Raw genomic sequence first — 26,090 nt, 5'->3', positions numbered from 1 at the left:
TTTAGTGAGCGTGGTCCTCGTGATTGCTATTGCGGCGGTTGTTTATGTGGTAACGCGGCCACAACAAACAGAGCGGGCCAAGGATGATGCTAATTCGTCCCGAGCAAAGGAAAATAACAGCAACAAAGACGGCAATAAGAAAGTTGACGACAGTAAGACGAAGCCAGAAGAGCGCGATGGTCGCAGCTCCGATAAGCCAGCCGGTCCTGGCGAGCAACGCGGTTCAAAACGAGCAGTGACGCCAATCGTAAGTGGTTACGGTCTGAGTGGTGATCGCCAGCATCTACAGATTGATGGCGGCGTTAACGCTATTGTCGAAAATGGTGGCAGCTGTACCTTCACGGTCTACTGGTCTGGTGGTCAAGTTTCGCGCCAAACTGGCGCATACGCTGGTCCGAGCTCGACGAATTGTCGGATGGCCGAGATTCCACTGTCAGAATTACCATCGGGCACTGACATGTCAATTAAAGTTACTTACTCATCGAGTGCATATGTTGGAGAATCTACAAATGGGCCGTCGTTCCGCAAGGAGGGGTTACGATGATTCAGTTACAGAATATGAAACCGTCCTGGCTAAAGCGTGTCGGATATACACTGGCCGTCCTTGGTGTTGTTGGCCTAGGGGTTGTCTTCTGGCCAAAAACAGGGGCGTTGTCGCCATGGAGCCCTGGGCGAATTATTGATGACAATGTTTTTTATGACACCAATACATTTTCAAGTGTTCAAGACATCCAAAACTTTATCAACAGTCATACGCCAGCCTGCGATACGTGGGGAACTGGGCCGTCCGAGTATGGCGGAGGTACGCGAGCGCAATATGCAGCCAAACGCGGTTGGCATGGGCCACCGTATGCCTGCCTGCGTGATTATCATGAAAATCCAAGCACGAAAGAAACCTCATTTGAAAAAGGAGGCGGCTGGTTTGCTGGCGGCCTGTCGGTGGCCAATATTATTTGGAATGTATCAAAAGAATTCGGCATTAATCCACAAGTAATGCTGGTGACACTAAAGAAAGAACAGGGGTCGTTATTTACTGATGTCTGGCCACTCAAGAGTCAGTACAAGTATGCTATGGGCTTTGCTTGTCCGGACAGCGGACCAGGTAATACAGCGAATTGTTCAAATGAGTATGCTGGCATGTACAATCAATTGCGGATGGCGGCGCGCCAATTCCGGCTATATACTAATCGGCCGGGTGAATATCGCTACAAGGCTGGTCGGTCAAATTATATCCAGTATAACACAAACGCAGCCTGCGGCGGCTCATGGGTATATATCGAGAATCAAGCAACAGCTAATTTGTATAACTACACCCCATATCAACCAAATCAAGGTGCGCTCAACGCCTATCCAGGGACGGCCCACTGTGGAGCATATGGCAATCGTAATTTCTGGCGCTTCTTTAATGAATGGTTTGGTTCGCCGCTGAAATCTGTGCGAATTGAATCGCCGTTGTCAGTGAGAACGGAGGGGACCGGGTCAAAACTATTTACAGACATGACAATCACGGCATCATTCACTATCCGTAATGCTACAAATCAGCGTCGCGATCTAGGCACTATGGCGATAGCTGCCCGCGACAGTAAGTGGAATAACCACGATTTTGGCAGTCAGCGGGTTGTTCTTGAGCCATGGCAGACATATACCTACCGAGTGACAACTAAGTTAACGAAAGAGGAGGATTATAAGTTCTGGATCACAAATTACCGTGAGGGCAACGGTTGGAGTAACAATTATCCAGAATCAGCTCCGGGCTATAGTCGTGAAGTGTCAACGTTCGTGCAGACGGCGCCAACAGTAACTTCTCCAGTAACTATTCAGAACCAACGAACCCACGTCGGGCAATCAACGCGGATTCGCTTCACGGTTAAAAACAATAGTCCGAAGCCAGTTGACCTCGGTTATTTTGGCGCGGCAATTACTAGTCCGAGTGGACGAAATGCTGACGCTAGTTTTGATACAGTCAACAGCCTTGCGCCGGGTGCAACCTATGCCTATGACCGGGAGTTTATTCCGCGGGAAAGCGGTATATACAAGGTGCGAATTAGCGGCACTCTCGACAAGGGGACGACCTGGACCGAGGCGCAGTATCCGGTGCCAACGCCGGCTAGTGCTGGTAACCGGGCGCAGTTCACCATCCTCCCCAATCCCACTCTCACCCAGGGTATCACTTTCTCCAACCCCTCTCCACGTGCCGGTGAGCCAGTCACTACCACCTTTAAGATCAAGAACTTTGCCAGCCAACCCATCACTACCACTAACCGCACCTGTCTCATTATGCGCAACCAACATGGAGCAAACTATGATCTCGGCTGCCTCCAACCAACCACCATTCAACCTGGTCAAGAACAAGAATTCAAGACCACTCGTTCCTTCCCAGTTGGTGTCTACCGCGCCTACTTCTCCACCTTTGACGGCCGTACTTGGCACGAATATGCTGCTCCACCGCTTGAGACTGGTAATGAGGCGGTGAAGGGAGAGATGAGGGTGCTGCAAGATGTCGTTATGTCGCAGGGATTATCGATAACGCCAGCGCGAGCGCGTGCTGGTGACAAGCTGACCGGCTCATTCACTCTGCGTAATCTTAGTTCGGCGGTGTCGCAGACTGATCAGCGCTTGTGCTACATTATTCGGGGTCCACGTGGCGAAAATCATGACCTTGGTTGTCAGTCAACAAAGGGAATTGCCCCACATGGTAGTGTGCAGTTTTCGCTCAGTCGTCCTTTTGACAAACCGGGCACGTATAGAGCCTTCTTTGCACTATACGACGGTAGCCGTTGGCATGAGGGGGCAGCACTGCCGGGGGTGACTGGCAAGGAGGTAACCAGCTTATCGTTCACCATCCTCCCCAATCCCACTCTCACCCAGGGTATCACTTTCTCCAACCCCTCTCCACGTGCCGGTGAGCCAGTCACTACCACCTTTAAGATCAAGAACTTTGCCAGCCAACCCATCACTACCACTAACCGCACCTGTCTCATTATGCGCAACCAACATGGAGCAAACTATGATCTCGGCTGCCTCCAACCAACCACCATTCAACCTGGTCAAGAACAAGAATTCAAGACCACTCGTTCCTTCCCAGTTGGTGTCTACCGCGCCTACTTCTCCACCTTTGACGGCCGTACTTGGCACGAATATGCTGCTCCACCGCTTGAGACTGGTAATGAGGCGGTGAAGGGAGAGATGAGGGTGCGCGAGTAGGACGGACAATTATCGCTTAAGCATACGCCTAACTTCTGTCAAAAACCTTTTTTGTGAAAAATCACGTAGCGCCTGCTTTCGTAGAGATTGGGCGTTGGCAAACGCTGTCTTGGGATTGTCCAGAACAACAGTTAACGCATCAGCGTAGGCTTTTGGATTGGTGATATCGTCAACAATCTGTCCATATGTACCAACAAAGTCTGCTACTCCACCAACGCGTGCTGCTACTAGGGGCAATCCGCGCAGAGCTATCTCAATTGGCGTATTTGGCATGCCGTCAAAGAGCGATGTATAGAGAAAGACGTCATAGTTATCAACAGGTAGTGACGGTATACCGTTAAAGCCGCCGCGGTAATGAACCCGTGGATGTGACGGTAGTTTATGGGTGGGAAACTCGCTCGATGCGTCACCGTACATATCAACGTGGACATCACCCGGCAACAAATCAGCAATGGCTGCGACTAATTGAGGTAATTTCTCTGGTGATAGGCGGGACGCCCAAAGAATACGCCTTTGACCAGCCAACTTTGCTATTGGTGTATACATACTGCTATCAAGTGGTTGATGATGAACAGTGATTGCATCCGCGTCATAAGCATATTCGTTAACCCACATTGACTTGACGGCCTCGTTGTCGGTGGTTATCTCGGCCAGCAGGTGATAAACTTGCGGCAGGTGACTGTGCGAAAAACCAAATATTCGTCCAGTTTCATCGGTGCTTTGGCTATAGGACGTAGCAATAACTTTTTTGCCGGTGGCCTTGATATACACTGCGTGATCTCGCACAAAATCATAGGCTAGCTCTGAGTTGAGAATATGGAGTATGGGCGCATGAATATTCTCGATTAATTGTTCTAGCAGTCTATATTTTTGTTCTATCGGGAAAAATCGAGTAATTGTCCCAAACGGCACGAAATCTACGTCGATGTTAAGTCGTGGTCGCCACTCTGAGTAATTAGCGTCAACTTCATTTGTGGCAATAACCAAAACTTTCTTGCCGAGTGACGCAGCGGTGTTGGCGTAGTTAAGAGCAAATAGATCAGCACCGCCACGCTTGAGCCACGGTACGAACAACACATAATCATACCTATCGTTTCGTAAATCACGACACATTTGCCAGTACGCCAAGCCAACACGATAATGATCATCGGTAATTGTGTGGTATACTGTCGGTAATGGATGTGGTGGAAAAATTAGTTTCTCAATATGATGTAATGCTCGCCATTCAGCATCAAGCCACGCTGGTAGCACCTCGGTCGCCGGTGTCGATTTCTTCTTTTTGAACGCATTGCGTCCGCGTCGGATAATTGCCAGCGGGCGCTTAACCAATCCTAGTGGAATGCGAGAACGAATCAGCAGTTCTTTGATGGTATTTTTCGTTTGGCGCCGCTGCTCTGAGGCAGGCGTGGCAACCGAGTCAAGCTTGATGGTACGAAAGTGCGATGGACTAAAGAGGGCGTGGGCGCGGAGCACTGAGCGGCTAGTTTTTTGGCGTGCCCATTCCGAGCCAGTGGCCTTACGGCGAACAAAGATAGCGGTTTCCGGGATGAGGACATTTTTGATACCGTGCTGGATGAACTGACAGCTCATAAACCAATCCTCGTAGCCATATCCGGGGCTATTTGGTGTATATGGGAATTGGCGAAGTAAAGTACTTGGCGCAATAATGACCGAGTTCCATCGTCCCGAGAGTACGCTCAGTAGCGTATCACGATCTTTATTGGTGTGGCCAACTTTTTCAACGATGGCATTTGCTCCTTCAAACTCAATAGTGTATGCGCTATGAGCAACATATTTACCATAGGGGTGGGCCGTTAAAAATTGCACACTATCGCGTAACCAGTTGGCACTCATCAAATCATCGGCGTCGATAAACGCAATAAAACGGCCACGTACTTTGGTGATGGCACTGTTACGAGACTTAGCAAGGTCGCCATGATTCCATTGGTGTATATCTATCGGCAGGGCGGTATAATTACTGAAGTAGCGAATAGTTTCTTCATCACCGCGGTCGATTGATACAATTATTTCGTAGGAAATATCGCTATCACAAAGCAGACTAACAGCACGCTCAATGGAGCGCATAGTTTTGTGGGCAACGAGGCCTTCGTGGTGGGCGGTGACGATGATGGATAAAAGTGGTTTCATGACGCTATTATAGTTTAGGTGATTGCTTTAGTCTATCGTTAAATTATGATACTATATGGTAAGTATTATGGAGAGAAAAAAGAGCATACTGTTTTTTAGCGTTGTTTGGGTGGTTTTGTTTTTATCTTTCTTTGGCAATGTTTTTGGAGTCGGTTTGTGGCGCGAATGGTTTGATGGCTTTCAGCGTGACTCATCGGCTATAGTAGAAAAGACGGCTCGTTGCAAGGAAAAATCTGGTTATAGCGGGCCGCTAATCGTTGCTAAAAATGAAGATTATAATTCAGTCATGATGGCTGAAGATTGCGACGCCAGTCTGCTCAAACCTTATGCTTCACAATATGGTCTACAGGCGAGAATAATTACCGCGCTAGCACCAAAGGACAATGCAAAACTACCGTCATATTTTAAGAAGGTTAATGTAGTTCTATCTGCAGCCATGGCGGCCCTTATGGCACTTGTAACCCTTAGAGTCAGGAAGTTGTTTGGCCTTGTTGCCGCAGCAGTATTCGCGACACTGGTTGCATTTAGTCCGTGGGTTGTCGGCTATGCGCAAAATATGTATTGGATAGAGCCACTCATGTTTGCTCCGTTTGCCTTTGCCTTTCTGAGTTACTCATACTGTAAGTCATCGAAGAAAATGTGGCTATTCTACCTCGGTGAAACCATATTGCTATTCTTAAAACTTTTGGGCGGCTATGAGTATATATCAACAATTGCTATATCTGTACTTGTACCAATCATATTCTTTGAACTCGTCAATAATAAACAAAAAGTTATCAGCCTGTGGAAGCACGCCGTCATGACATGTGTCGTGGTTGTCGTGGCCTTTGTTGGTGCGTACGCAACCAACTTTATGGCACTCTCTGATTACTATCACTCCTCAGACACCGCTCTCAAGATGATTAATGAGCGGGCATCGGAGAGAGGGCTTTCGGGAATTAGAAAGATGCGAACACATGCTGTTGGTAACTTAAAGACGCTTCTACCTGAATCATATGAATTTGCCAATCGATTTATTAACATGGAGGAGCTAGCGAAAGATAGAGGCTCAACATATCAGTATCTAGCAATAAACGCAGGTAACTATGTACTATTGCCGGCACTGAGCTTGCCGCTGTTACTCAAGGGTATGGTTGGTGAGATCGTTCAATCAGTACTTGTTTGGGTACTTGTGGGGTATTTAGTGTTATTCTATCTTAAGAGGCGACACCCGTCTTTCAAGTATTATCGTTCATTCCTATGGTCGTTACACATTTCATTAGCTGGGGCACTGAGTTGGTTAATTCTTATGCCTGGACATGCTTTGCCTCACGCCCACATTAACGGTATCGTATTCTATATGCCGCTGCTTCTGTTTGTCTATATGGTAGTTGGCTTGTATATTGGTAACATAGTTAAAAAACGGAGAAAACGTGCGTAACAAAACGGTGATAATTGGCGGTGGTTTTTATGGATTGAGTGTAGCGCTGTACCTGTACGACACCCTGGGCGTCAAGAATATCGATATTTTAGAAAAAGAAAAACAGACAATGACTCGGGCGTCATATGTTAACCAAGCCAGGGTACACAATGGCTATCATTACCCGAGAAGTATTCTAACGGGATATCGTTCAGCGGTTAATTTTCCACGCTTTACGAAACAGTTTGGGGCGGCAATTCATTCAGATTTTAATAAATATTATGCTGTTGCCAAGCATCTATCCAAGGTTAATGCACATCAATTCAAGAATTTTGCGGATAAGATTGAGGCAGATATAGCGGTAGCTCCGCTAAACATTCAAAAAATGTTTAATAAAAATCTCATTGAAGAAGTCTTTAAGGTTAAAGAATATGCCTTTAATGCCCACGCCCTGAGGGATGACTTACTACGGCAAATTAACGATCGTCCGGGGATAACGCTTCACACGGGCTGTCGCGTTACGATGATTGATGAAATGCCAGATGGGCTGTGCGTTGTCACTGATGGTGGCGAATTCAGGGGTGACTTTGTGCTAAATTGCACGTATGCTAACATCAACACGCTCCATCGTGCATCAAATATACCACTTGTTGGACTGAAACATGAAGTTACAGAAATGTGTTTGGTGAGCTTGCCAGAGCACCTAAAGGACTTTAGTATTACGGTGATGGATGGTCCATTTTTTTCCATTATGCCATTTCCTTCCAGGGGATTATATACACTCTCTCATGTCAGGTATACGCCGCACGAGTCATGGATCGACAACGAGGATACGCCGGCTGAGAAAATTGACACACATGCGTATCTTGACAAAAGTTCTTTCCAGAGCAATTACAAGCAAATGTATAACGACGTGGTGCGCTTTATCCCTGCCCTCAAGGATATGAAATATGAGGAGTCGATCGTTGAGGTAAAAACAGTGCTCGTTAAGAGCGAAGATGATGATAGCCGTCCCATTTTGTTTAAGGCCAATTTGGGCTATGATGGGTATGTTTGTATAATGGGCGGTAAGCTAGATAATATTTACGATGTGTACGAGGAGTTAGACAAGCTATATGGCAAAAAATAGTTCAACTAAGACAAATGAAAAATCGAACAAACAAGATATCTTTGTATCGGTTATTGTTGTAGCGCGCGACTTTGATGATTTTCCCGACTATTGTCGCAGGCTCTCACAGAGATTAATGGGTAGCTACACAAATTATGAGATTATAATTGTCGATAATGATTTGAGTCAAAATAGTGTGATTGCTGTCAGCGGGCTTCTCGATGAACTGCCATGTATGCGGCTTATCCGCCTCTCTCGACAATACACATATGACATCGCCATTATTGCTGGTCTCGAAGGGGCGATTGGCGATTATGCGGTAGTAACTAATCCCGCTATTGACGGCATAGAGGATGTAGTGAACATTGTTGAGGCGAATAAAAAACACGATATTGTACAGGGTGTTGCCGACATAACCACAAAGCGCCTTCTGTCAAAATCTGGTATCGGTCGCAGGTTGTTTTATTGGTATAATCGCAAATACATCAATATAGATATTCCACTACAAGCAACATATCTTATATCTCTCAATCGTCGCGCCATACGAGCGATAACCCTATCGACCAGACACGACAGTCATATCAGGCACATGATAAGAAGCATTGGTTATTCATATGCTGAATATAAATATTCACCCCTAGTCGATCCTATGAAAAAGCATGGTTTTGGACGAGGAACATTAGAGGCGCTTGATATTATTACCAGCCACTCCACTCAGCCACTTCGCTTTATGTCATGGGTTGGGTTCTTCGCCAGTGTCGTGAATATGGCGTATGCTATTTATGTCGTGGTCATAGCCTTTACGAAAAAGAATGTTGCGGAGGGCTGGGTATCGACGTCACTTGAATTGTCGGGAATGTTTTTCATCCTATTTTTATTTATGGTGATTCTGTCCGAATATATTGGCAAGATATTAGTGGAATCACGGCGGGATGCTCGGTATTATGTGCTTGATGAGCTAAGTAGTACAACGTCACTAGCAAATGCAGAAAGGAAGAATATTACATCATGACAAAAACCCCTATAGTCAATAAACAAGATCATATTCGTCAAGACCATCCGGAGTGGGAGTTTCCAGACTTTGAAGTTAATGAGATAAACAAAAAAAAGCACAGGTATTGCGTGTGTGTTTTCGTAATCAATGAAGGAGAGCGAATTCAGAAGCAGCTGCAAAAAATGAAGCCGCTAGCAAAGCAAATTGACATTGTGGTAGCCGATGGCGGCAGTACTGATGGTTCGCTTGAAACTGACTTTTTGAAATCTCAAGATGTGCGCGCTTTATTAACGAAAAAAGGCAAGGGCAAATTAAGCGCACAGATGAGAATGGCGTTTGCCTGGGCTCTTTCTGAGGGTTATGAAGGAGTGGTTGTTGTTGACGGTAATGGCAAGGATAGTATAGAGAGAATTCCTGATTTTATTAAGCTGCTTGATCAGGGATATGACCATATTCAGGGTTCACGGTTTATACCGGGCGGCAAGGCGGTAAATACGCCGCTTTCTAGAGAGATAGGTCTTCACCTGATCCATGCGCCGCTGATAAGTCTTGCGGCTGGTAAGAGGCATACCGATACCACAAATGGATTCCGCGCCTACAGTGCAAAGCTACTTAAAGACCCAGATATTGCTGTATTCCGTGATATATTTCAAACCTATGAGCTTCATTACTATCTTGCTATCGAGAGTAGCCGCCGCAAACAATATAAAACGGCCGAAACGCCAGTGGTACGAACGTATCCGAAGAAAGGTAAAACACCAACAAAAATTAGCCCCATTAAGGGAAATATGCACGTTCTGAAGGTGTTGTTCTATGCGGTTGCCGGAAAATATCGCAAACATAAAAAATAGCCTCTCAAAATTTCACATCCAGTCTGCGTTGGTAGCAGCAGGTATGCTAATGCTGCTCGTCATCGTTTTCTATCCTGGATATATGTCGCCCGACTCCATTAGCCACCTTGAGCAAGCCACGGGCGTAGCTCGCCTCACTGATTGGCATCCGCCAGTGATGACGCGACTATGGGGGCTTTTGATTGGGGTAACTGGCCATATTTCATCTATGCTGATTTTTCAGCTAGTGCTGCTTGTCGCGGCTATGTTTATGCTGTCGATTCTCGTATATCGGCACACTCGTAACCGAGCATGGGCTCTTTCTGTCTACGTGATTGTACTACTGCCTAATATAATGAATATTGCTGGCGTGATATGGAAAGATGTTCAGATGGCATTCAGTTTAACATTGGCGATACTCCTCATATGGTTCATCATAACTAGTAAAAAATCACTAGGACGCATTGCTATGTGTGGTATCGTCGGACTGGCGCTGCTATTGATTCTCTATGCTGGCATCTTACGGCATAATGCATTGTTTGCGGTGCTGCCCATTCTGTTTGTATTGCCGAGCTTGTTAACCAAGCGACTTCACGCATGGAGCGGTCTTGCTAGTGTAATAATTGGTTTAGTGGTAACAATTGGTGCTACCATTGTCATTAATCAGCCTAGTGAAAAAACTCATCCAATTACCGCTGTGCAGCTTGACGATATAGTTCACGTCGCTAATCTTGAAGGAGAACATCACAGCAGGTGGTCTATGTATAAAAAAATTCATGACACCTGTCGCGATAAAACAAAAGATATTATGAATTCTTATATCATATGTACAACGGCCGCCCAGCGAGAAGCACTCAAAAACGAACATCAAGGTGTATTTAATGATTGGCTATCGACGATCATAAGACATCCAATAAAATATGTATCATATCGGTTGGCGACTTTTTCGATATTTATCTTTCCGCAACCAGAGCGTATGTATATTTTTCAGCCTGGAATTGAGCAAAACCAGGTCGGCGCCGCGGTAAAGAATGAATATGCCGTTAGTGGCCTAGCAGCATATGTTAAAGGCGGCGCTCAGGCGAATATCCCTCTGATTTTTCAGCCGTGGTTGTATGTTGCTGTCCTTGTATTTATTTACTATACGAGCAGAAGAATACGAGAACAGGTACGGCGACACTTTATCCGCGCGGTGGCTTTGTCGGGTCTTATATATATCGTGGCATACTTTCCTGTGGCCGTGGCGGTTGATTATCGGTATATTTATTGGTCGGTTTTTGCGACAATGGTGTCCGGATTATTCACGATAATATTAAGCCGATCGAAGAAAGAAGGCCGCCGCTCGTAGCTAGCGTTTATTAATCCCTTCGCATTTATTAGCGTTATGTAGGCAAAAGTTACTTTGATAGATGTACAGGTTGTTTTGGGTGGTGACCTCGCGGTAAGATACGTCTTGTATTTCCAGGGAAGCCCCCGGTATCAAACTATAAACTTTTGGCGAAATTCGTATGGATGAATCATTTGATGCCAGTGCCACAGGGAAGCTCCAGCTCGTGTCGTATTGTGGTAGCGACACAGGATGTTTTTGTAGTGATGATCCAGATAATTCTAGGAGGTATCTCGGTAGTTTAGTGGTCATGGGTAGAACACTTCTAGCACTGTAGCGAACTGATACTTCAAACACGCGTATGTTGCTTGCAGTGCCAGTGGTAATGACATAATCTCCGTTTGCGTCTTTTTGTACGTGGTGTTTCGGATAGCTCGTCTTTTTCTGTGCCGCAGTACCCGCCCGGCGTTTCCACAAAACATGAGAATCATTTGTAGCAATGATAGTGTAGTTATCCTGAAGATCCTTATAAAATGCCCAGTGACGAGTCCACAGCCACTCCTCATATTTAAAATATGAGGGATTTAGGGTTATGACGTAATCAGGCTTTTGTGTTATAAAATCTTGAGTGTAGTGATTTCTTCTGGCGGGGCCTAGGGCGTGTATAATATAGTCTTCACCCCCTGAAGATCCATTCTTCTGTTGGCGAATCGAATCATAAATACTGGTGTAGGTAGACCAGACACGTGCCCCCTTTTCAATATGTGGAGCAAAGGCCTCGAGGCGCTTCCTCCAGGCGGTGCTGATATATTCAGCATCATCAGTAGAATGCCTGGCCTTTTTTGACTCGGTAATAATGTGTCTTAGCGGCATCCAATCAATTTTTTGTAGAAATACCGCAGTGTTATATCCTAGGGCGATGATGCTACCAAGCAACAACCCGAATGCTAAGACCGAGAAGCCCTTACTTTTAGCGTTAGGAGTCGATTTTTTTGCTCGGATCAGGTTATATATCACACGCGTTACTATCGCCACAAGAATAACTCCTGCTGCTCGCTCCAGTGGTATGAGCTGCGCACTGGGTGCCCAGTAACCAGTGGCAGAAACAGCAAACACCACCGGGCCATATAGTAGCAAGACGGAGAAAACGAACGTTTCTTTTTTGGACAGTAGAGCTTTCTTTACACCAACGATATAGGCAACAACACCGCCGATAATGATGGGCAGCATGTAGAATAGCATCCTGTTGGTAAATAACTGATCAAGATTGCTTAATTGCAAAAAACTGTTCGGCGGAGCACCAAAGTACCACCCTTGGTCGCCTGAGACTTCGACGAGTGCATAGTAAAGCGCCTCATGTGCGTGACCGAGCGTCATAATTGAAAGCACGACATAGGCGGCCACTGCTATACCAAATAACTCGCCAACAAACGTCAGCACCCGCTTTTTCATCGTTTCCTTAGAGCGAATATATTGAATTGCTCTGATGAGCACATAAGCAAGAATAAATGCAAGGCCTTGTTCGGTTCCGCACGCGACGGAAATCCCCATGAGAATGTATAGGATAGGGTAGTAAAGGTTAATCTTTGTTTTATGTTTACCAACACTAACATGCCAGTCTGGGTGCCATAGTATAAATGCTGCTGCAATGAATGGAAACGCTGTTCTAAGACCTAGAAGGGAATTGCCTGCCCAAATAGCGTCAATACACAGTAGTGAAATGACGGTAAATATACTTGTCGTAAAGACTGCTTTCTTTACGTTTCTGAAGTAGGCCCAAAATAGCAAGAAAGACGAGATGAGGAATATGAGTGGTGATACTAGTAACTTTGCGACCTCTACGGCAAACAAATTGTGCCCCATGATGTAAAACAAGGGGAAATGAAGCAGGGGAACTCCCACTCCGTGAAAGAAGGGAAAATCTCGTGCCAAAATTTCACCATCAAGCAGTCGCCGGAGAGGGTTATATAGCTGGAATGTCCCATTGGCCGCATAGGAATCCATCGCCAGGCCATTCCCGAGAGCTGCGAATACAGCGTAGCCTACGAAGACCAATAAGTGGGCAATACCTACAAATACCGCGGTAAAAAGCAGTGCTTGTTTAAGAGTTATGTTGTCTAAAATTTTAGGTTTTTTCATAGCACCTAAACCATTCTATAATTGATGTTGTCGCATGTCCATACTGGCTATCGTTGAGTTTTATATAAAATCTGACATAATTGTAGCCAGGAGGAATATACTATGAAGACTGCATTAATTGGGTACACCGGATTTGTCGGTGGAAATATAAAGAGTCAACACGAGTTTGACGATTATTATAACAGCAAAAATATAGCTGACATTGAAGGTCAAGAGTACGACCTGGTGGTGAGCGCTGCAAATCGTGCTGAGATGTGGCGGATCAATCAGGAGCCAGAAGTTGACCGCGCGGAGATCGAAGGCTTTATCTCTCATATCAAAAAGGCAAAGATCAAGAAACTCGTGTTGATCTCAACAGTCGGTGTTTATAAAAACCCAAATGGTGCTAATGAAGATACGCCTATTGACACCGAAGGGCTTTTGCCATACGGAGTTAATAGGTACTATCTTGAGCAATTCTGTCGTGAGAACTTTGACACAACAATTGTTCGCCTGCCGGGGCTATTTGGCGACGGGCTGAAGAAGAATGTTATCTATGATCTGATGAATAATAACATGGTTGAGAAAATTCATGCTGATGGTATGTATCAGTACTACAATCTCGCCAATATTTGGCGTGATATCACCATTGCTCTCGAGAATAATCTGCCGCTGGTTAATTTTGCGACGCCGCCAGTCAGCACGCGGGAAGTCGCCAAGGTTGCCTTTGGTATAGAGTTTACCAACACACTAGAAGGAGTAACACCGGCCTACTGGGATATGCACAGTAAATACGCTGAGGTGTATGGCGGCGAGGGCAATTATCTATATACAAAGGCAGAGGAGCTAGCTGGCATCAAGGAGTTTGTTGCAAAAAATAAGTAATCATGGTATAATGCTGGCATGAAGTCAAATGAATCAATGAAGCTTGCCATCTCGAATATTGCCTTTGGTGAAGATCAACAAGCAGCACTGAAGTGTGTGTCGCAGAGTGGTGTTGAGGGGCTGGTGATTGCGCCGCCGATAATCTGGTCGGATCTACCGGAAATCACTAATTTCTCTGAGCGGGAGCGCAAAGACCGCCTCAAGACTATGGAGCGGAAGGCCAGAGAATACCGTGAGCGTCTCGGAGGTCTCGGTCTAACGGTCGTTGGGTTGCAGTCTTTGACGTATGCCACCAAGGATATGGCACTTTTTGGCAGTGACTATGAACGCGAACGTCTAGCGAAACATCTAGAAGTTCAAGCTATACTCGCCGGTGAGCTCGGTGCAGATTCGATGTCATTTGGCTCGCCGGCGCTGCGTAAACTGGGGGGTCGTAGCTATGAACAGGCCATGGAGGAGGCGATCGGGTTATTTACTAGGGTTGCTCGTACGGCCGCTCGTAATAATACACAGCTAGCAATTGAGCCGTTGTGTGGCTATGGCAATGAGTTTGGTATCACACTAGAGCAGGCTGAGGATCTGACTTGTCGCATTGCTGATGGGCTCGAGACGGAGAACCGTTTGGGGTTTGGAATTCATCCTGATACGGCAGCGATGCATGGTGCTGGGGACGCGCCGGGGGATTTGGCTTCGCTGGTTCGTGACCACAGAGACCGTGTGCGGGGTATTGATGCCAGTGCTCCGGAGCTAAAGCGGCTTTCAGCTGCACCGGAGGTTCCCCAGGGAGGCTATATGGATGCCCTCAGAGGGGCTACTTACGATGGCTGGGTATCAATCGAAATGAGGGGTCCTTTGAACCCGAAGGTTCTTAAGGAGGAAATCGAAATCTTCAAAAAGCAGTGTGGTCTCGCGGCATAGCCCATAGGATAAATAGTGGTATAATTACCATATGAAACTAGCTATATCGAATATCGCATGGACAAATGAAGAAGAAGTGGACGTTGCCGCAAAGCTGCGGGAGCTTGGCGTGCGCTACGTCGAGATTGCACCGACAAAGCGCTGGGACGATCCGACCAAGGCAACTCCCGAGCAAATTAACGAATATGTCGAGTGGTGGAGGGGGTATGGTATTGAGATCGTGGCCTTTCAGTCGATGCTGTTTGCGCGCCCTGACCTGAAGATGTTTGAATCAAGCGAACTTTGCGACGAGATGCGGCAATATTTGGCTGACTTTTTGCGATTGGCTGGGGATATGGGTGCTGGTCGGTTGGTGTTTGGTTCGCCAAAGAATCGACAGCGCGGTGCGATGTCAGTAGAAGAGGCGGACAGTATCGCAAGCCGCTTCTTCGCCGAACTCGGTGATGTTGCCAAACGGCATAATACCATGCTCTGTATCGAACCAAACGCCCCCCAATACAATTGTGACTACGTGACAACGGCGGATGAAGGCGCACGGCTGGTTCGTACGATTAACTCGGAGGGGATTGGCCTACATCTTGATACGGCGTGTATGGCGCTGGCTGGCGATGACATCGGTGAGTCGATACGAAATAATGGCGATATCTTGAAGCATTTTCATGTCAGCGCTCCGATGCTTGATCGAGTTTATGATCGCGACGACGTTGACTATCGCGCTGCAGCTGATGCACTAAAACACATTGGCTATGAGGGCGTTGTATCAATCGAAATGCGTCCGGGTGAGCAGGGTGAAAACGTGAAGCGTGTAGCAGACGCGGTGTCGTTCGTACAAAGCTTTTTTGAAGGGTAGGTAGCTACTTAAAAACTGGGGAGTTTTCGGATTTGGTTAGTGAACGCTCAGGCGTTTTTACGAAAAATGTTATAATTATTACCAATATGAGTGATAAAGAGTATCAAGAGATATCGATATACCTAGATGATTCTGGTGTTTTCTCTCTTAATTCTGGGCATGATTATTTTATATACGCTGGATATCTGTTCTTGGATAACCACGAGCGTATCGCAGCAAGAGAGCGGTTCAAAACGATGTCTCGAGAGATAAAATCCAGTCTCGGCATGTCGATGGGGTCGGAGTTAAAAGCGGCTGGCTTAGAGATTAAATACAAGAGAAGTCTGTATAATTGCGTCAAGTCATTCAATAGTCTTAGTGCTACGGTAAAGCTGTCTGACGTCAATGAATCTATTATGGCAAACAAGCTATCGATTCATCGCTACAAAGACTACGCCCTAAAGAGAATGATAAAGTCCAAGCTAGAGAAGCTAATTGTGTCTGGCAAGATTGATGCAGACAAGCCGGTTTCTCTGCGAGTCTACATTGACCAGCAACACACATCAACCAACGGATATTATAAACTCTCAGATAGTATTCGAGAGGAGCTAATACATGGAATTCGTAATTTTGATTACGGTATGTTTTATCCTCCGATACTGTTTGCTGACTTCAAAATTAGTATAAAGTTTTGCGATTCATCCCTAGATTATCTGGTTCAGGCAAGTGATATTCTAGCTAATCGCTTATGGTACGGCAGGAATTTCAATCGTCCGAAGCTCTATACTAATATCCCATACCATAATGATATTTTATTGCCATAATGCTTGCGCCATTGTGCTTAGCATGGTAGTATGGTGGTACAGACGTAAGTACTGTTGCACAGCCACAAGCGATCAAACTGATTAAGCGTATTGTAAATACGTCGCCTGGTTGGGATAACCCTTCTGATTCAGAAGGGTTATTTTTGCACCAACTTATTTTAGATGAGAAGCTACTCTTGTTAGTTGTATCGTATCTAATTTTTATTTAAGATTTGTTATTTCTAGATTTGTTGACCGAACCCGTTAGGACAAGATCATTGACAAATTAGACTTATGTGCTAAAATGAGAGCATGAATCGATTTAAGGGCCATTCTATAGATGGAGCACCAGTCGTTGGAGTAACGGGGACGTATTATACTGATCTTGACGATGTTCGCTTTGAAATTGCACTTGATACGGCAGCGGAGTGGAACAAGTGGGGGCTACCATTTGTTGTGGTCGATGGATCGCCAGATAGTAAAGTGGCAGGTGCCTTACGCGCACGTGGGGCTACTGTACTAACTGCCTGTGCGTTAGGAATTGCCAGTCAGCGACAGGAAGGTGCACGATATGTCATAGATCAAGGTGGAAATAAAATCATTACCTCCGAGCCAGAAAAGCCGTCGATGCCAGAGTTTGCAGAAGAGATTAGCAGGATGCTGAATAAGTTTTCAGTCGTTGTTATCGGACGGACGGAGGCTTCGAAAGAATCAATGCCGCCGTTCCAGCGGCGTACCGAAGAATTGGCTGGCTGGGTGCTTGAGCGTACGCTAGGTTTGCCGCCGGATGCGCTCGCTGGTCCACGAGGTTATAGTCGTCAAGGAATACAGCATCTGCTGAGATACCCATCAGATAGACCGGGGATGAATAACTGGATTTATATGTACGATAATCCTCTAGCAGCAAGGGCTAATGGAGAGCGTGTTGGCGCAATTGAGGTTGACCTGATATATCCAGAATCGCAGGTTGAGCAGGAAACTGACAACCCTACTTTCGATAGGAAGCGGTATGAACAGTTTGCACTCCAGCTTAACTATTTGCTGAGAAGGCCTGAGATCAAACAGCCAGCTGATGACTTGCGCAATATGGTGCTAGGGAGGCTTGCACTAATGTCAGAACGGCCAACGGATAAGGAAATAAAAGAATTCTTTAATACACTAGAAGCCAAGGCGAGGGGCTTTGGCTATAAGAAGAACAACAAGGATACACAGTACCTCAGTTTATAAATATTATTAAGTGTACACGGAGTTCGCCAAAGAATAGTTGGCGTTTGTGCGCCTAACTCGGTATACTATATTAATATGATAGCTGTAATTATTGCCGGTGGTTCAGGCACGCGTCTCTGGCCACTCTCAACCTCCACTCAACCAAAACAACTTTTGGCGTTAACTAGTGAACGCACCATGGTCCAGCAAGCCTATGACCGGGCCAGAAAGCTCGGTGATGCCATTTATGTGGTGACCGAGGCCAGCCACGCCGGGGCGCTTCGGGCGCAGCTGCCGGAGCTGCCGGACGAGGCCTTCTTGATCGAGCCGGGACGGCGGGGGACGGCGCACTGTATCGTATTGGCCCTGGATTATATCAATCGCCACCATGACCGGACTGAGCCGATTGCTTTTATTCACTCTGATCATAATGTGCGTGACACCCAAGGGTTTGCCCACTCGTTCGATACAGCAGCGCGCGTTTCTCACGAGCGTGGTTGTATTACGCTTATTGGCATTGAGCCGACCTTCCCGTCGACTGGCTTTGGTTATATTCAGCGCGATGGGGTGATTGATGCTCAAGCGGGCGTCTATAATGTCGAGTCCTTCAAGGAAAAGCCTGATTACGAGACAGCGAAGCAGTATGTTGAGTCGGGAAATTATCTGTGGAATTGTGGCTACTTTGTTGGCTCAGTCGAGGTGTTTATGCGTGAAATGCAGCAGAGCGCTCCAGATTTGTGGTCGAACTATCAGACGCTGGCGTCAATTGCTGACTTTGGTAGCGAGGCCTACAATCACGCGTACCTGGCACTGGACAATCAAGTCATCGACATCGCCCTGATCGAAAAAGCTCATCAGCTGGCTATGGTATCGGCTAGCTTTGACTGGATGGACATCGGTAATTTTAAGGATCTACACGACGCGGTCGCCAAGGATGAGTCGGGTAATTACGCATACGGTGACAACATTCATACCATTGACGTCGCTAGTACCTATATTCGCAACGAGCGGCCGGATAAGCCAGTAGCAGTCATCGGCCTTGATAATGTGGTGGTGGTCAACACACCAGACGGTGTGTTGGTGGCACGGCGGGATGTGGCCGCCAAGTGTGGCGACATCGCGAAGAAATTGCAAAAATAGCCCAGTAGCCGAGCCGCAGTCTAAAAAGTTATGGTTGCAGACGTAAGTGCCTCGTGTGTGGATGAGCCAGGATCGTCCTCTATGAGTTGGCACTCTGGCGGCCATACTGTTCGTACACCGCCAGCGTCTGCTCGGCCATTCGCTGCCACGAGAAGGTTTTGACATGCTGTTTACCCTTCTTGATGAGGTCACGGCGTCGTTTCTCGTCAGTCAGAAGTTCGTCAATTGCCCGCGCCATGTCCTCGACGCTATATGGATCAAAATAATGCGCCGCCTCGCCATGCGTTTCTGGTAGGCAAGTGGCGGTGCTCGAGGCGACCGGTGCGCCGTGTAGCATGGCTTCGAGGCCCGGCAGGCCAAAGCCCTCGCTCAGCGACGGGAAGCAATACACGGCTGCATGCTCGTACATCCAGCGCATTTGCTCGTCCGACACAAAACCGGTGAAGACGACATTTGTGATACCGCGTTCAGTAACGTATGCCTCATGGCGAGCGTAGTTACCGTCCTTTTTGCCAGCCAGTGCCAATGTCAACTCAGGATGTTTCTGCTGTAACAGTGCAAATGCATCGATCAGCCGCCGCAGATTTTTATGCGGTGTCGGCCGGCCAATATACATGATGAACTTTTTTCCAACCAGCTCTTTGACCGGATCATTGCCCTTTGGTAGCTCGTCGGCGGACTCAAGTGTCACGGTAATCTTGTCTGGACTGACCCCGGTAAAATCCACCAAGTCACGCTTCACAAATTCAGAAATAGTGATGATATGAGCCGACTTTCTGGCGACTTTTTTATTGACCCATTTATAAATTTGCTGCTTCACCCAAAAGACCACCGGGTTCTTGTCGGGGTTGCTGAATCGAACGGTGGTCAGGTCTTGCATGGTGGTAACGACCGGGCTGGCCCGGTACCACACGGGCTGCTGAACCATTGCAAAGTGCACGAGATCTGGGTACAGCTCCTCCAGTTGTTTCTTAAAACCCCGTTGCTCGGCAAATGAGAATTCAGCAAATGGACAGGCGACTTTTTGAAAGCGTGGGTTATCAGCCTGCCAGCTGTCCATGTCCTTTGGTTTGAGCAAGATAATATAGTCATTCCTGTCGTCAATTTTTTGTAAGTAGTGAATCAGCCGTTCGACGTAACGGCCAGTGCTCGTCCGTAGTGTCCGAGCATCAATGGCGATGCGCATGAGCACCCCTCCTTTCGTTGGTCACAATTTTCTTGATGGCGAGTGTAAAGGCATGTTCAGCAAATGGTTGAGCGGAGGCGGCGATGGCCCGCGGCGAGACTTGCTGGTCGGGCAGTGTTTGAAGCGTTGCTACCAAGCTCTCAACTGTTTGTTCAGCGAAAAACCAGCCATTCTTACCGGGGCTGATATAATCCAGCGCGCCACCGGCCTGATACGCTACCACCGGCAGTCCAGCGGCCAAGGCTTCAACTGGTGCGACGCCAAAATCTTCGTGGGCGGTAAAGATGAACAAGTCAGCTTGTTGGATGGCGGCAGCCCGGTCCTCGTCACTGACGTAGCCAAGAAAGCGCGTTGATTCGCCCGCCAGCTTCTCTAGCTGCTCGCGATCAGGCCCATCGCCCATGATGTCGAGCGGCCAACCAAGTTGCTGACAGGCCTCAATCACCAAATCCAGCCGCTTCATCGGCACCAGTCGCCCCCACACCAGGCAGCGCGGCCGGGTGGGTAGTGTGACGGAGCGTGGCCTGGTTTTTGCGAGCGCCATAAAGCTGGTTGTTTGTACCGGCGGAAAGACGACGATACTGTCTCGGTCATAAAACTGCTTGATATCAGCCTGAATGGCGGTGGAATTGGCCAAAAAGACATCAACGTGCTGCGCCGCCTGATAATCACGCCGCCTGAGAGGTCGGACCAGTAGCCGCAGGCCCAGTCGCGCCAGCCACCGCGGTCGAAAGCTCGGCCGACGCAGGTATTCTTGGTAGTGCCGCCAATAAAAATGCGTCGGCGTATGACAATAGCAGATATGTCGTTGATCGGGGCGGGTTTGGATAAACTTGGCCTCACCATTACCAGAGCTGGAAATAATAATATCAAATTGCCCGAGATCCAGCCGCGTAAACCACCGCTGCCTGAGTACCGGCAGCAGTCGCCTGAGCTGAGCGAATGGCCAATGCTGCAAATACCCGGTCACCACCTTGTTATCAAGCTTCTCTCGCCACGTTCTCGAGCAGTACGAGGTATAAATCGGGGCGTCAGGATAGAGCCGGTGTAGCGCCAGGACAACCTGCTCGGCGCCACCACCATACAACCAGTCGTGAACGATCGCGATGGTCGGCTGGGCGCGCATCACGACTCCTTCTTAAAGATGACCAGGCAGGTCTTGAGGAGAATGGTGATATCCAGCCACAAACTCCAGTTTTGCACATAATAGAGATCCAGTCGCCGCCGCTCTTCAAAGCCGATACTACGTCGCCCCGACACAACGGCCAGGCCAGTCAGGCCAGATTTGACCGTCAGCAGCGTGTGCTTTTTCTCGTAGTTACTCAGCTCGTGCGGCACCAGCGCCCGCGGCCCAACGAGGCTAATATCACCCTTGATAACATTAAATAACTGCGGCAGCTCGTCGAGGCTAAACCGGCGAATGAAACGACCAACCGGCGTGACGCGAAAGTCGTGATTGAGCCTATCACCGTTCTGGCGATATTCGTCGATCAGCTCTGGCTTGCCAATCATTGTGAATACCTCCTCGTCAGTCTTGCCGTCAAACTTGGCGTAGTGCGAGCGAAACTTATACACTTTGAAAGGGCGATTAAACTGGGTCAAACGTCGCCGCTGCTGCCCATGCATCAGTACGGGGCCGCGCGGGTCGCCGAGCTTAACGGCGATGGCCACCAGTAGCATAATTGGCGAGGTGATAATAATGCCGATGGTCGCACCGATGAGATCCATCAGTCGTTTGACCACGCGTCCGTAGCCGGTAGCTAGCGGCGTTGGGTGAATGTATGCCAGCGGCACGGAATTGATAATCTCGACTGTATGGCGCGCCGTCATCAGGCCGTCGAGGGCTGGCGCTTGATAAAAATCGAGATAGTGCTGCTCGGCCAAGTTATAGTGCGCTTCGCTGCGGGTGGTGTCGGTCTGGATAATGGCGTCAATTTTATCGCGAGTCAGCGCCGATGCCAGTGTCGAACGCCGCAAACCCTTGAGTCGTGGCGGGATGAGCTCGTCTTTGGATACAATAGCACTGAGGTGAAAGCCGGTTGAGGGGTGGGCACTGATAAATTCAGCTAGCGTCCGCGTCGATTCGGCGTTGCCAACCAGCGCCACGCGCTTGATGCCGATGTTTTTGCGCAGCAGATGTAGCCTGACGATATTGGCAGCGCTACGCAGAATGAGCAAGATAATAAAGCTGATGATCAGCGCATAAATCACCACCATCTTGGCCGGAAATAGCGGTGTGTTGCTAAAGAAGCTAAAGGAAATCATCATCATAATGCCGCAAACTGCCGCCATGCCCAGCCGCCAAAACTCGCGCAGCGGATGAATGTAGTGCTCACGGTCGTATAGCCCAAAAAATGAGAACAAGACAACCCACAGCGGCAGCATTAGCACAATCGACGTGATAAACTCCAGTGCCCCGATTTGCACATGGAAGGGTCGCGTGTCGAGTGATACGCGCATGATGTATGCCGCCGTGAACGCACCAACTAGCGCCAGTACGTCCAGCCCGATCAACACCAATTTGAAGTAAAAATCAGAGTTCTTCTTCATGACCTTTGGGGTGATTATACAAGAAAATACCAATCCATGCAAGGCAATGTACCGAGTTGATCAAGCTGCCAAAAAACCAAAAGTGGATAGCGATAGCCGTCGTTAACAGTAAGGCAAATCGCCCCCACGGCTTTAGTAGCCATTGGCCGCTGCGCCATAGCGTGACGACGAGCAGCGCTAGTAGCGGTATCATGCCGACAACGCCGATATTACTCAGCAGCAACACGTAGAAAATATACACTGTATGGTCGGTCGACACCGGTTGATGCAGCTGATGTTGGATAAAACTGCCGAGATTGCCAAGGCCAGTCCCAAAGAGTATGGTGCGCGGACTTGACGCCCAGGCTCGGAGTGCCAGCTGGGCGGCATTGAGTCGATCATCAGCCGAAGCGACGACGAAACCCGATGGCTGGAAATTGGCTGATGGTGCGAGCGGGTTTGGCTGGGTGGTGGGCGGTGACGGTGATGATTGCGGTGCCGTGGTCTCGTTGGTTGGTGGTGCTTGCGTGGCGGGTGGGTTGTCTGGCATAGTGGTAGTATTTTTCTGCGGTAATTTAATGCGGCCGAGCGACAACTGGTCAAGCATGCTCACTGCAGTATTATAGGCAATGTGCGGTGTGTTGTGATAGCGAACCACCGCTGATACCAGCAGTAGAGTGCATCCAATCACGAATCCGGCCGTGATGATGCCGAGTTGACGCCATGCGTCACGACGAATAGGCTCCACGGTGTCAATAGAACGAGACCCGCTTCTACACCGCTGCCACCAGCGGACGATACCATACACGATGCCCGCACCGACGATTGCGATAAACGCGCCGCGCGAAAACGTGAGGCTGATCGCCACGCTGCTACCAAAAACGCTCCAGCCAGCCAGCCGCCGTCGCTCTCGCCAGCATAGTCCAACGAACAGGGCTGGCAGTAAGCTGCTTGCTAAAAATTGCGGCTCAGCGGCAAACAGATTGATCCTGACAAAGCCAAACACGCCAGCATGACAGCCCGAGCAGAGCGTACCGAACGCCGTTGGCTCAACGTGAGCAAAGATGAGCTGCAGCACCGCTAACACACCAAACACGATGCCGCTCCACAAGCCAATTGTCATGAGGCGCCGCCGATCACTCGTTGATAACGCCCGGTACATCAGGGCAGCACACGCCGCGGTCAGCAGTAGCAGCAAGAGCGATGCCGTATATAATGCGGTACGCGCTCGGACATAGGATAATAACAGCCCAACGATACTGGTGACAGCCAGCATACCAACGCTCAGCCACCACCATCGCCCCCGAGGCCACAGTCGCTGGCGCACCATTATGCCAAGACCGCAGCCAACCACGCCGATCACCGCCACTTGATATAGTCCAATGCGGAATGATGGAAAATCGAGCATTGCCAGGCTGATGCTCGGCTGCAAGGACAGTGCGCCGCCAAACAGCACAATGGCCAGTAGCCACACATATATCGTCGATGATACTCGCTTCACCTCTTTAGTATAGCGCAAATAACTCGGGCGGGTTATACTAAAAGCATGCAACCAACGAAAAAGCAAAAAATACTGCTGGATTTCATCGATGGATTTATCAAGGGCAATGGCTATAGCCCGACGCTACGGGAAATTATGCGGGCGCTGGGGTATAAGTCGGTCTCAACGGTGGCCAAGCATGTCGATAATTTGGTGGCAGCCGGCATGCTCGATAAGCGTGATGGTGAGGTGCGGTCACTGGCGCTGTGCCTGTCGGAAAAAGAGGCGTGGTGGCAAAACTTGGTGAAGGAGATTAAGCAGCGGGAAGCGGTGGATGATGAGAAATCACGCCTGGAGGCAGCAATCTTGAAAAAAGCCCTGGCAATCGTCCGCCGGTAACTTTACAACCGCCATAAAACTCGCTATAATACGACAGGTATTCCGGGGTAGCTCAGCGGTAGAGCGGTTGGCTGTTAACCAATAGGCCGCGGGTTCGAACCCCGCCCCCGGAGCCAAGAAGAGACACTTCTATGGAGGTGTTTTTTCTTTGCCATCATATATGTAGATCATAAGGACTGTTCCTGTAAAAATCTCCTCCGATCGGCGGACTCCGAATGCTAAAAGTATTGTCCTATAGAGATACGGTATGCTATAATTTGAATGAATATAAAAAATATTCATTCAAATAAGATAAAATGGAAAGGAACTACTATGACAATTTTAGGAATTTGTCTCATCATTATCGGAATTATTACAGCTGGACTGGGTATTATAGAAACGCATACAATTAACCCAATGAATAGTGACTTTATGTCGTTTTTACTTAGTGGTATCATCCTAGCAACGATTGGCATTTGTGTTATATCAGAAATACCAACTTACGGTAAGGTGACGGCAGTTTGGCTATCTGCGCTGGCGGCGGTTGTATATACGTGGGGGATGGATATGGATTTGCCGATCAAATTAATCAGTGCTGTTGTCGTGTTTGGGCTAGCTGCCTGGATAACCACAAAACTGTTATAATGAAAGGTATATTATGAATAAACCATTGCTTATATCGCTCATTGTTGCTGGTGTTATTATCATTAGCTATGTCGCTATTAAATTGTTGCCGGCAAGCTCCGATGCAAATAATCGTAGCAAGTTAGAGCGTACCTTTACTACTGAGGAGCAGCGGTTGATTGATACCAACAAAATATCATATGAAGAATTAGCCAAGTTTAACGGACAGGGTGATAATAAACCATATGTGGCAGTGAATGGTGTTGTTTATGATTTGTCGAGTATTCAATCATGGAAAAACGGTCAGCATCACGGTGTTCGAGCAGGAGCTGACGCCACTGATAAGTTTGTGAAGTCGGGGCATGGTCGATCAATTTTGCAGAAACTACCAGTCATCGGAGGATTAAAGTAGCTATGGCGACTAGTAGTCGGGCTGGACTACTCAAGGCAGCACGGTGTATATTTTTGCGTCACGGCTATAAAGCAACATCGATAGCTGATATTGCGAAACGAGCTGGCATAGCGGTCGGTAGCGTGTATGCACTGTATCCGTCGAAGCTGGAGCTGTTTCAAGCGGTATACGAAACAGAGAATACCAGTTCAAAGCAGAAAATTGTCGCGGCAATCGATTGGTCACATCCTAAGCCTGCTCTACAGCAATATATTCGGGCGAATATAGAAGCTATCCGGCATAATAAAATCCTTGCCGAATGGTATAGCCAAGTTCCAGGTGAAGTATTGCGTAGGACACATCTAGAAACTCAGTCGAAGCTATCCGGTTGTTTTCTGGGTGAATCTCTTGCTGAAAAAGTGTCGGAGTGGCGTGCCAGTGGTCAGTTGAGGCCGGTCGCTACCGATCAATTACTTAGTGAATTATTTACTGTATTGACCATCAAAGATACGTCGGGTAAAGTCAGCCCAGAAATGATGCAGTTTTTGATCGAGGCGGTGCTGGATAAGTTGTTCATAGACGCCTAAAGCAAA

Annotated in this window: 23 protein-coding genes and 1 tRNA gene; 18 read left to right on the top strand and 6 right to left on the bottom strand. The window is 47.9% G+C overall.

All coding sequences use genetic code 11. From position 1 onward, the window contains the following. Positions 1-4: 4 nt before the first annotated feature. Both FBF28_04500 and FBF28_04495 read left to right on the top strand, forming a co-directional pair. Positions 5-544 carry a hypothetical protein gene (locus tag FBF28_04500; GenBank protein QJU08785.1) on the top strand — a complete coding sequence of 180 codons (540 nt, stop codon included), beginning with the start codon at positions 5-7 and terminating at the stop codon, positions 542-544. Further along, positions 541-3,204 (top strand): hypothetical protein, encoded by a 2,664-nt coding sequence (locus FBF28_04495; GenBank protein QJU08784.1) that lies wholly within the window; start codon positions 541-543, stop codon positions 3,202-3,204. Before FBF28_04500 ends, FBF28_04495 begins: the two co-directional genes overlap by 4 nt. A gap of 9 nt (positions 3,205-3,213) precedes the next feature. Here the strand turns inward: FBF28_04495 and FBF28_04490 are convergent, their stop codons facing one another. Beyond that, positions 3,214-5,352 (bottom strand): glycosyltransferase, encoded by a 2,139-nt coding sequence (locus tag FBF28_04490; protein QJU08783.1) that lies wholly within the window; start codon positions 5,350-5,352, stop codon positions 3,214-3,216. A 67-nt stretch (positions 5,353-5,419) separates the two neighbouring features. Here FBF28_04490 and FBF28_04485 point away from each other — a divergent pair, with 67 nt between their 5' ends. The 5 genes from FBF28_04485 to FBF28_04465 all read left to right on the top strand — a co-directional run bounded on the left by FBF28_04485 (position 5,420) and on the right by FBF28_04465 (position 11,031). Beyond that, the gene (locus FBF28_04485; GenBank protein QJU08782.1) at positions 5,420-6,772 is read left to right on the top strand and encodes a hypothetical protein; all 1,353 of its coding nucleotides are present in this window, start codon (positions 5,420-5,422) and stop codon (positions 6,770-6,772) included. Further along, complete coding sequence (locus FBF28_04480) at positions 6,765-7,880, top strand: FAD-binding oxidoreductase (protein ID QJU08781.1); 1,116 nt, start codon at positions 6,765-6,767, stop codon at positions 7,878-7,880. The genes FBF28_04485 and FBF28_04480 overlap by 8 nt, the downstream gene beginning before the upstream one ends. Next, entirely contained in the window at positions 7,867-8,871 is a 1,005-nt protein-coding gene (locus FBF28_04475) for a glycosyltransferase (GenBank protein ID QJU08780.1), read from the top strand. Before FBF28_04480 ends, FBF28_04475 begins: the two co-directional genes overlap by 14 nt. Next, positions 8,868-9,704, top strand: a complete 837-nt coding sequence (locus tag FBF28_04470; protein ID QJU08779.1) for a glycosyltransferase family 2 protein — start codon at positions 8,868-8,870, stop codon at positions 9,702-9,704. The genes FBF28_04475 and FBF28_04470 overlap by 4 nt, the downstream gene beginning before the upstream one ends. Positions 9,705-9,786: 82 nt before the next feature. Next, the gene (locus tag FBF28_04465) at positions 9,787-11,031 is read left to right on the top strand and encodes a hypothetical protein (GenBank protein ID QJU08778.1); all 1,245 of its coding nucleotides are present in this window, start codon (positions 9,787-9,789) and stop codon (positions 11,029-11,031) included. Here FBF28_04465 and FBF28_04460 read toward each other — a convergent pair whose 3' ends face one another. After that, positions 11,032-13,149: a hypothetical protein gene (locus tag FBF28_04460; GenBank protein ID QJU08777.1), complete on the bottom strand. Its 2,118-nt coding sequence runs from the start codon at positions 13,147-13,149 to the stop codon at positions 11,032-11,034. It abuts the gene before it with no gap. Between the two features lie 102 nt (positions 13,150-13,251). Here FBF28_04460 and FBF28_04455 point away from each other — a divergent pair, with 102 nt between their 5' ends. From FBF28_04455 to FBF28_04430, 6 genes are all read left to right on the top strand, one after another. After that, positions 13,252-14,013, top strand: a complete 762-nt coding sequence (locus tag FBF28_04455; protein ID QJU08776.1) for an NAD-dependent epimerase/dehydratase family protein — start codon at positions 13,252-13,254, stop codon at positions 14,011-14,013. Positions 14,014-14,031: 18 nt separating this feature from the next. Next, on the top strand, positions 14,032-14,931 hold the full coding sequence (locus tag FBF28_04450; GenBank protein ID QJU08775.1) for a TIM barrel protein: 900 nt from the start codon (positions 14,032-14,034) through the stop codon (positions 14,929-14,931). A gap of 31 nt (positions 14,932-14,962) precedes the next feature. Further along, a complete protein-coding gene (locus FBF28_04445) occupies positions 14,963-15,781 on the top strand; it encodes a sugar phosphate isomerase/epimerase (GenBank protein ID QJU08774.1) in 819 nt (272 codons plus the stop codon). A gap of 86 nt (positions 15,782-15,867) precedes the next feature. Continuing rightward, positions 15,868-16,584 (top strand): DUF3800 domain-containing protein, encoded by a 717-nt coding sequence (locus tag FBF28_04440; protein ID QJU08773.1) that lies wholly within the window; start codon positions 15,868-15,870, stop codon positions 16,582-16,584. 291 nt (positions 16,585-16,875) lie between these two features. Next, entirely contained in the window at positions 16,876-17,790 is a 915-nt protein-coding gene (locus tag FBF28_04435; GenBank protein QJU08772.1) for a hypothetical protein, read from the top strand. A 75-nt stretch (positions 17,791-17,865) separates the two neighbouring features. Continuing rightward, positions 17,866-18,909: a mannose-1-phosphate guanyltransferase gene (locus FBF28_04430; protein ID QJU08771.1), complete on the top strand. Its 1,044-nt coding sequence runs from the start codon at positions 17,866-17,868 to the stop codon at positions 18,907-18,909. A gap of 79 nt (positions 18,910-18,988) precedes the next feature. On the opposite strand, the gene FBF28_04425 is transcribed toward FBF28_04430, so the two are convergent. Genes FBF28_04425 through FBF28_04410 form a run of 4 tightly spaced genes read right to left on the bottom strand, consistent with a single transcriptional unit; the run spans position 18,989 to position 24,125 of the window. After that, on the bottom strand, positions 18,989-20,095 hold the full coding sequence (locus FBF28_04425; GenBank protein ID QJU08770.1) for a glycosyltransferase family 4 protein: 1,107 nt from the start codon (positions 20,093-20,095) through the stop codon (positions 18,989-18,991). After that, on the bottom strand, positions 20,079-21,221 hold the full coding sequence (locus FBF28_04420) for a glycosyltransferase family 4 protein (protein ID QJU08769.1): 1,143 nt from the start codon (positions 21,219-21,221) through the stop codon (positions 20,079-20,081). The genes FBF28_04425 and FBF28_04420 overlap by 17 nt, the downstream gene beginning before the upstream one ends. Then, a complete protein-coding gene (locus FBF28_04415) occupies positions 21,221-22,645 on the bottom strand; it encodes an exopolysaccharide biosynthesis polyprenyl glycosylphosphotransferase (protein ID QJU08768.1) in 1,425 nt (474 codons plus the stop codon). The genes FBF28_04420 and FBF28_04415 overlap by 1 nt, the downstream gene beginning before the upstream one ends. Continuing rightward, positions 22,629-24,125 (bottom strand): hypothetical protein, encoded by a 1,497-nt coding sequence (locus FBF28_04410; protein ID QJU08767.1) that lies wholly within the window; start codon positions 24,123-24,125, stop codon positions 22,629-22,631. Before FBF28_04410 ends, FBF28_04415 begins: the two co-directional genes overlap by 17 nt. A gap of 45 nt (positions 24,126-24,170) precedes the next feature. On the opposite strand from FBF28_04410, the gene FBF28_04405 reads away from it, so the two are divergent. From FBF28_04405 to FBF28_04385, 5 genes are all read left to right on the top strand, one after another. Then, positions 24,171-24,503: a hypothetical protein gene (locus tag FBF28_04405; GenBank protein ID QJU08766.1), complete on the top strand. Its 333-nt coding sequence runs from the start codon at positions 24,171-24,173 to the stop codon at positions 24,501-24,503. Between the two features lie 41 nt (positions 24,504-24,544). Continuing rightward, a tRNA-Asn gene (locus FBF28_04400) sits at positions 24,545-24,619 on the top strand. Positions 24,620-24,815: 196 nt separating this feature from the next. Beyond that, on the top strand, positions 24,816-25,127 hold the full coding sequence (locus tag FBF28_04395; protein QJU08765.1) for a hypothetical protein: 312 nt from the start codon (positions 24,816-24,818) through the stop codon (positions 25,125-25,127). 13 nt (positions 25,128-25,140) lie between these two features. Next, the gene (locus FBF28_04390; GenBank protein ID QJU08764.1) at positions 25,141-25,518 is read left to right on the top strand and encodes a hypothetical protein; all 378 of its coding nucleotides are present in this window, start codon (positions 25,141-25,143) and stop codon (positions 25,516-25,518) included. A 2-nt stretch (positions 25,519-25,520) separates the two neighbouring features. Further along, positions 25,521-26,084, top strand: a complete 564-nt coding sequence (locus FBF28_04385; GenBank protein QJU08763.1) for a TetR/AcrR family transcriptional regulator — start codon at positions 25,521-25,523, stop codon at positions 26,082-26,084. The last annotated feature ends 6 nt before the right edge of the window (positions 26,085-26,090 follow it).

Source organism: Candidatus Saccharibacteria bacterium oral taxon 488 (assembly GCA_013099195.1).
GTDB lineage: Bacteria > Patescibacteriota > Saccharimonadia > Saccharimonadales > Saccharimonadaceae > Nanosynbacter.
This window is presented reverse-complemented; position numbering and strand designations above follow the sequence as displayed.

Coding starts and splice junctions, on each gene's coding strand:
- FBF28_04495 (QJU08784.1), top strand. CDS start 541: ATGATTCAGTTACAGAATATGAAACCGTCCTGGCTAAAGCGTGTCGGA.
- FBF28_04490 (QJU08783.1), bottom strand. CDS start 5,352: ATGAAACCACTTTTATCCATCATCGTCACCGCCCACCACGAAGGCCTC.
- FBF28_04485 (QJU08782.1), top strand. CDS start 5,420: ATGGAGAGAAAAAAGAGCATACTGTTTTTTAGCGTTGTTTGGGTGGTT.
- FBF28_04475 (QJU08780.1), top strand. CDS start 7,867: ATGGCAAAAAATAGTTCAACTAAGACAAATGAAAAATCGAACAAACAA.
- FBF28_04470 (QJU08779.1), top strand. CDS start 8,868: ATGACAAAAACCCCTATAGTCAATAAACAAGATCATATTCGTCAAGAC.
- FBF28_04465 (QJU08778.1), top strand. CDS start 9,787: ATGTCGCCCGACTCCATTAGCCACCTTGAGCAAGCCACGGGCGTAGCT.
- FBF28_04460 (QJU08777.1), bottom strand. CDS start 13,149: ATGAAAAAACCTAAAATTTTAGACAACATAACTCTTAAACAAGCACTG.
- FBF28_04455 (QJU08776.1), top strand. CDS start 13,252: ATGAAGACTGCATTAATTGGGTACACCGGATTTGTCGGTGGAAATATA.
- FBF28_04450 (QJU08775.1), top strand. CDS start 14,032: ATGAAGTCAAATGAATCAATGAAGCTTGCCATCTCGAATATTGCCTTT.
- FBF28_04445 (QJU08774.1), top strand. CDS start 14,963: ATGAAACTAGCTATATCGAATATCGCATGGACAAATGAAGAAGAAGTG.
- FBF28_04440 (QJU08773.1), top strand. CDS start 15,868: ATGAGTGATAAAGAGTATCAAGAGATATCGATATACCTAGATGATTCT.
- FBF28_04435 (QJU08772.1), top strand. CDS start 16,876: ATGAATCGATTTAAGGGCCATTCTATAGATGGAGCACCAGTCGTTGGA.
- FBF28_04430 (QJU08771.1), top strand. CDS start 17,866: ATGATAGCTGTAATTATTGCCGGTGGTTCAGGCACGCGTCTCTGGCCA.
- FBF28_04425 (QJU08770.1), bottom strand. CDS start 20,095: ATGCGCATCGCCATTGATGCTCGGACACTACGGACGAGCACTGGCCGT.
- FBF28_04420 (QJU08769.1), bottom strand. CDS start 21,221: ATGCGCGCCCAGCCGACCATCGCGATCGTTCACGACTGGTTGTATGGT.
- FBF28_04415 (QJU08768.1), bottom strand. CDS start 22,645: ATGAAGAAGAACTCTGATTTTTACTTCAAATTGGTGTTGATCGGGCTG.
- FBF28_04405 (QJU08766.1), top strand. CDS start 24,171: ATGCAACCAACGAAAAAGCAAAAAATACTGCTGGATTTCATCGATGGA.
- FBF28_04395 (QJU08765.1), top strand. CDS start 24,816: ATGACAATTTTAGGAATTTGTCTCATCATTATCGGAATTATTACAGCT.
- FBF28_04390 (QJU08764.1), top strand. CDS start 25,141: ATGAATAAACCATTGCTTATATCGCTCATTGTTGCTGGTGTTATTATC.
- FBF28_04385 (QJU08763.1), top strand. CDS start 25,521: ATGGCGACTAGTAGTCGGGCTGGACTACTCAAGGCAGCACGGTGTATA.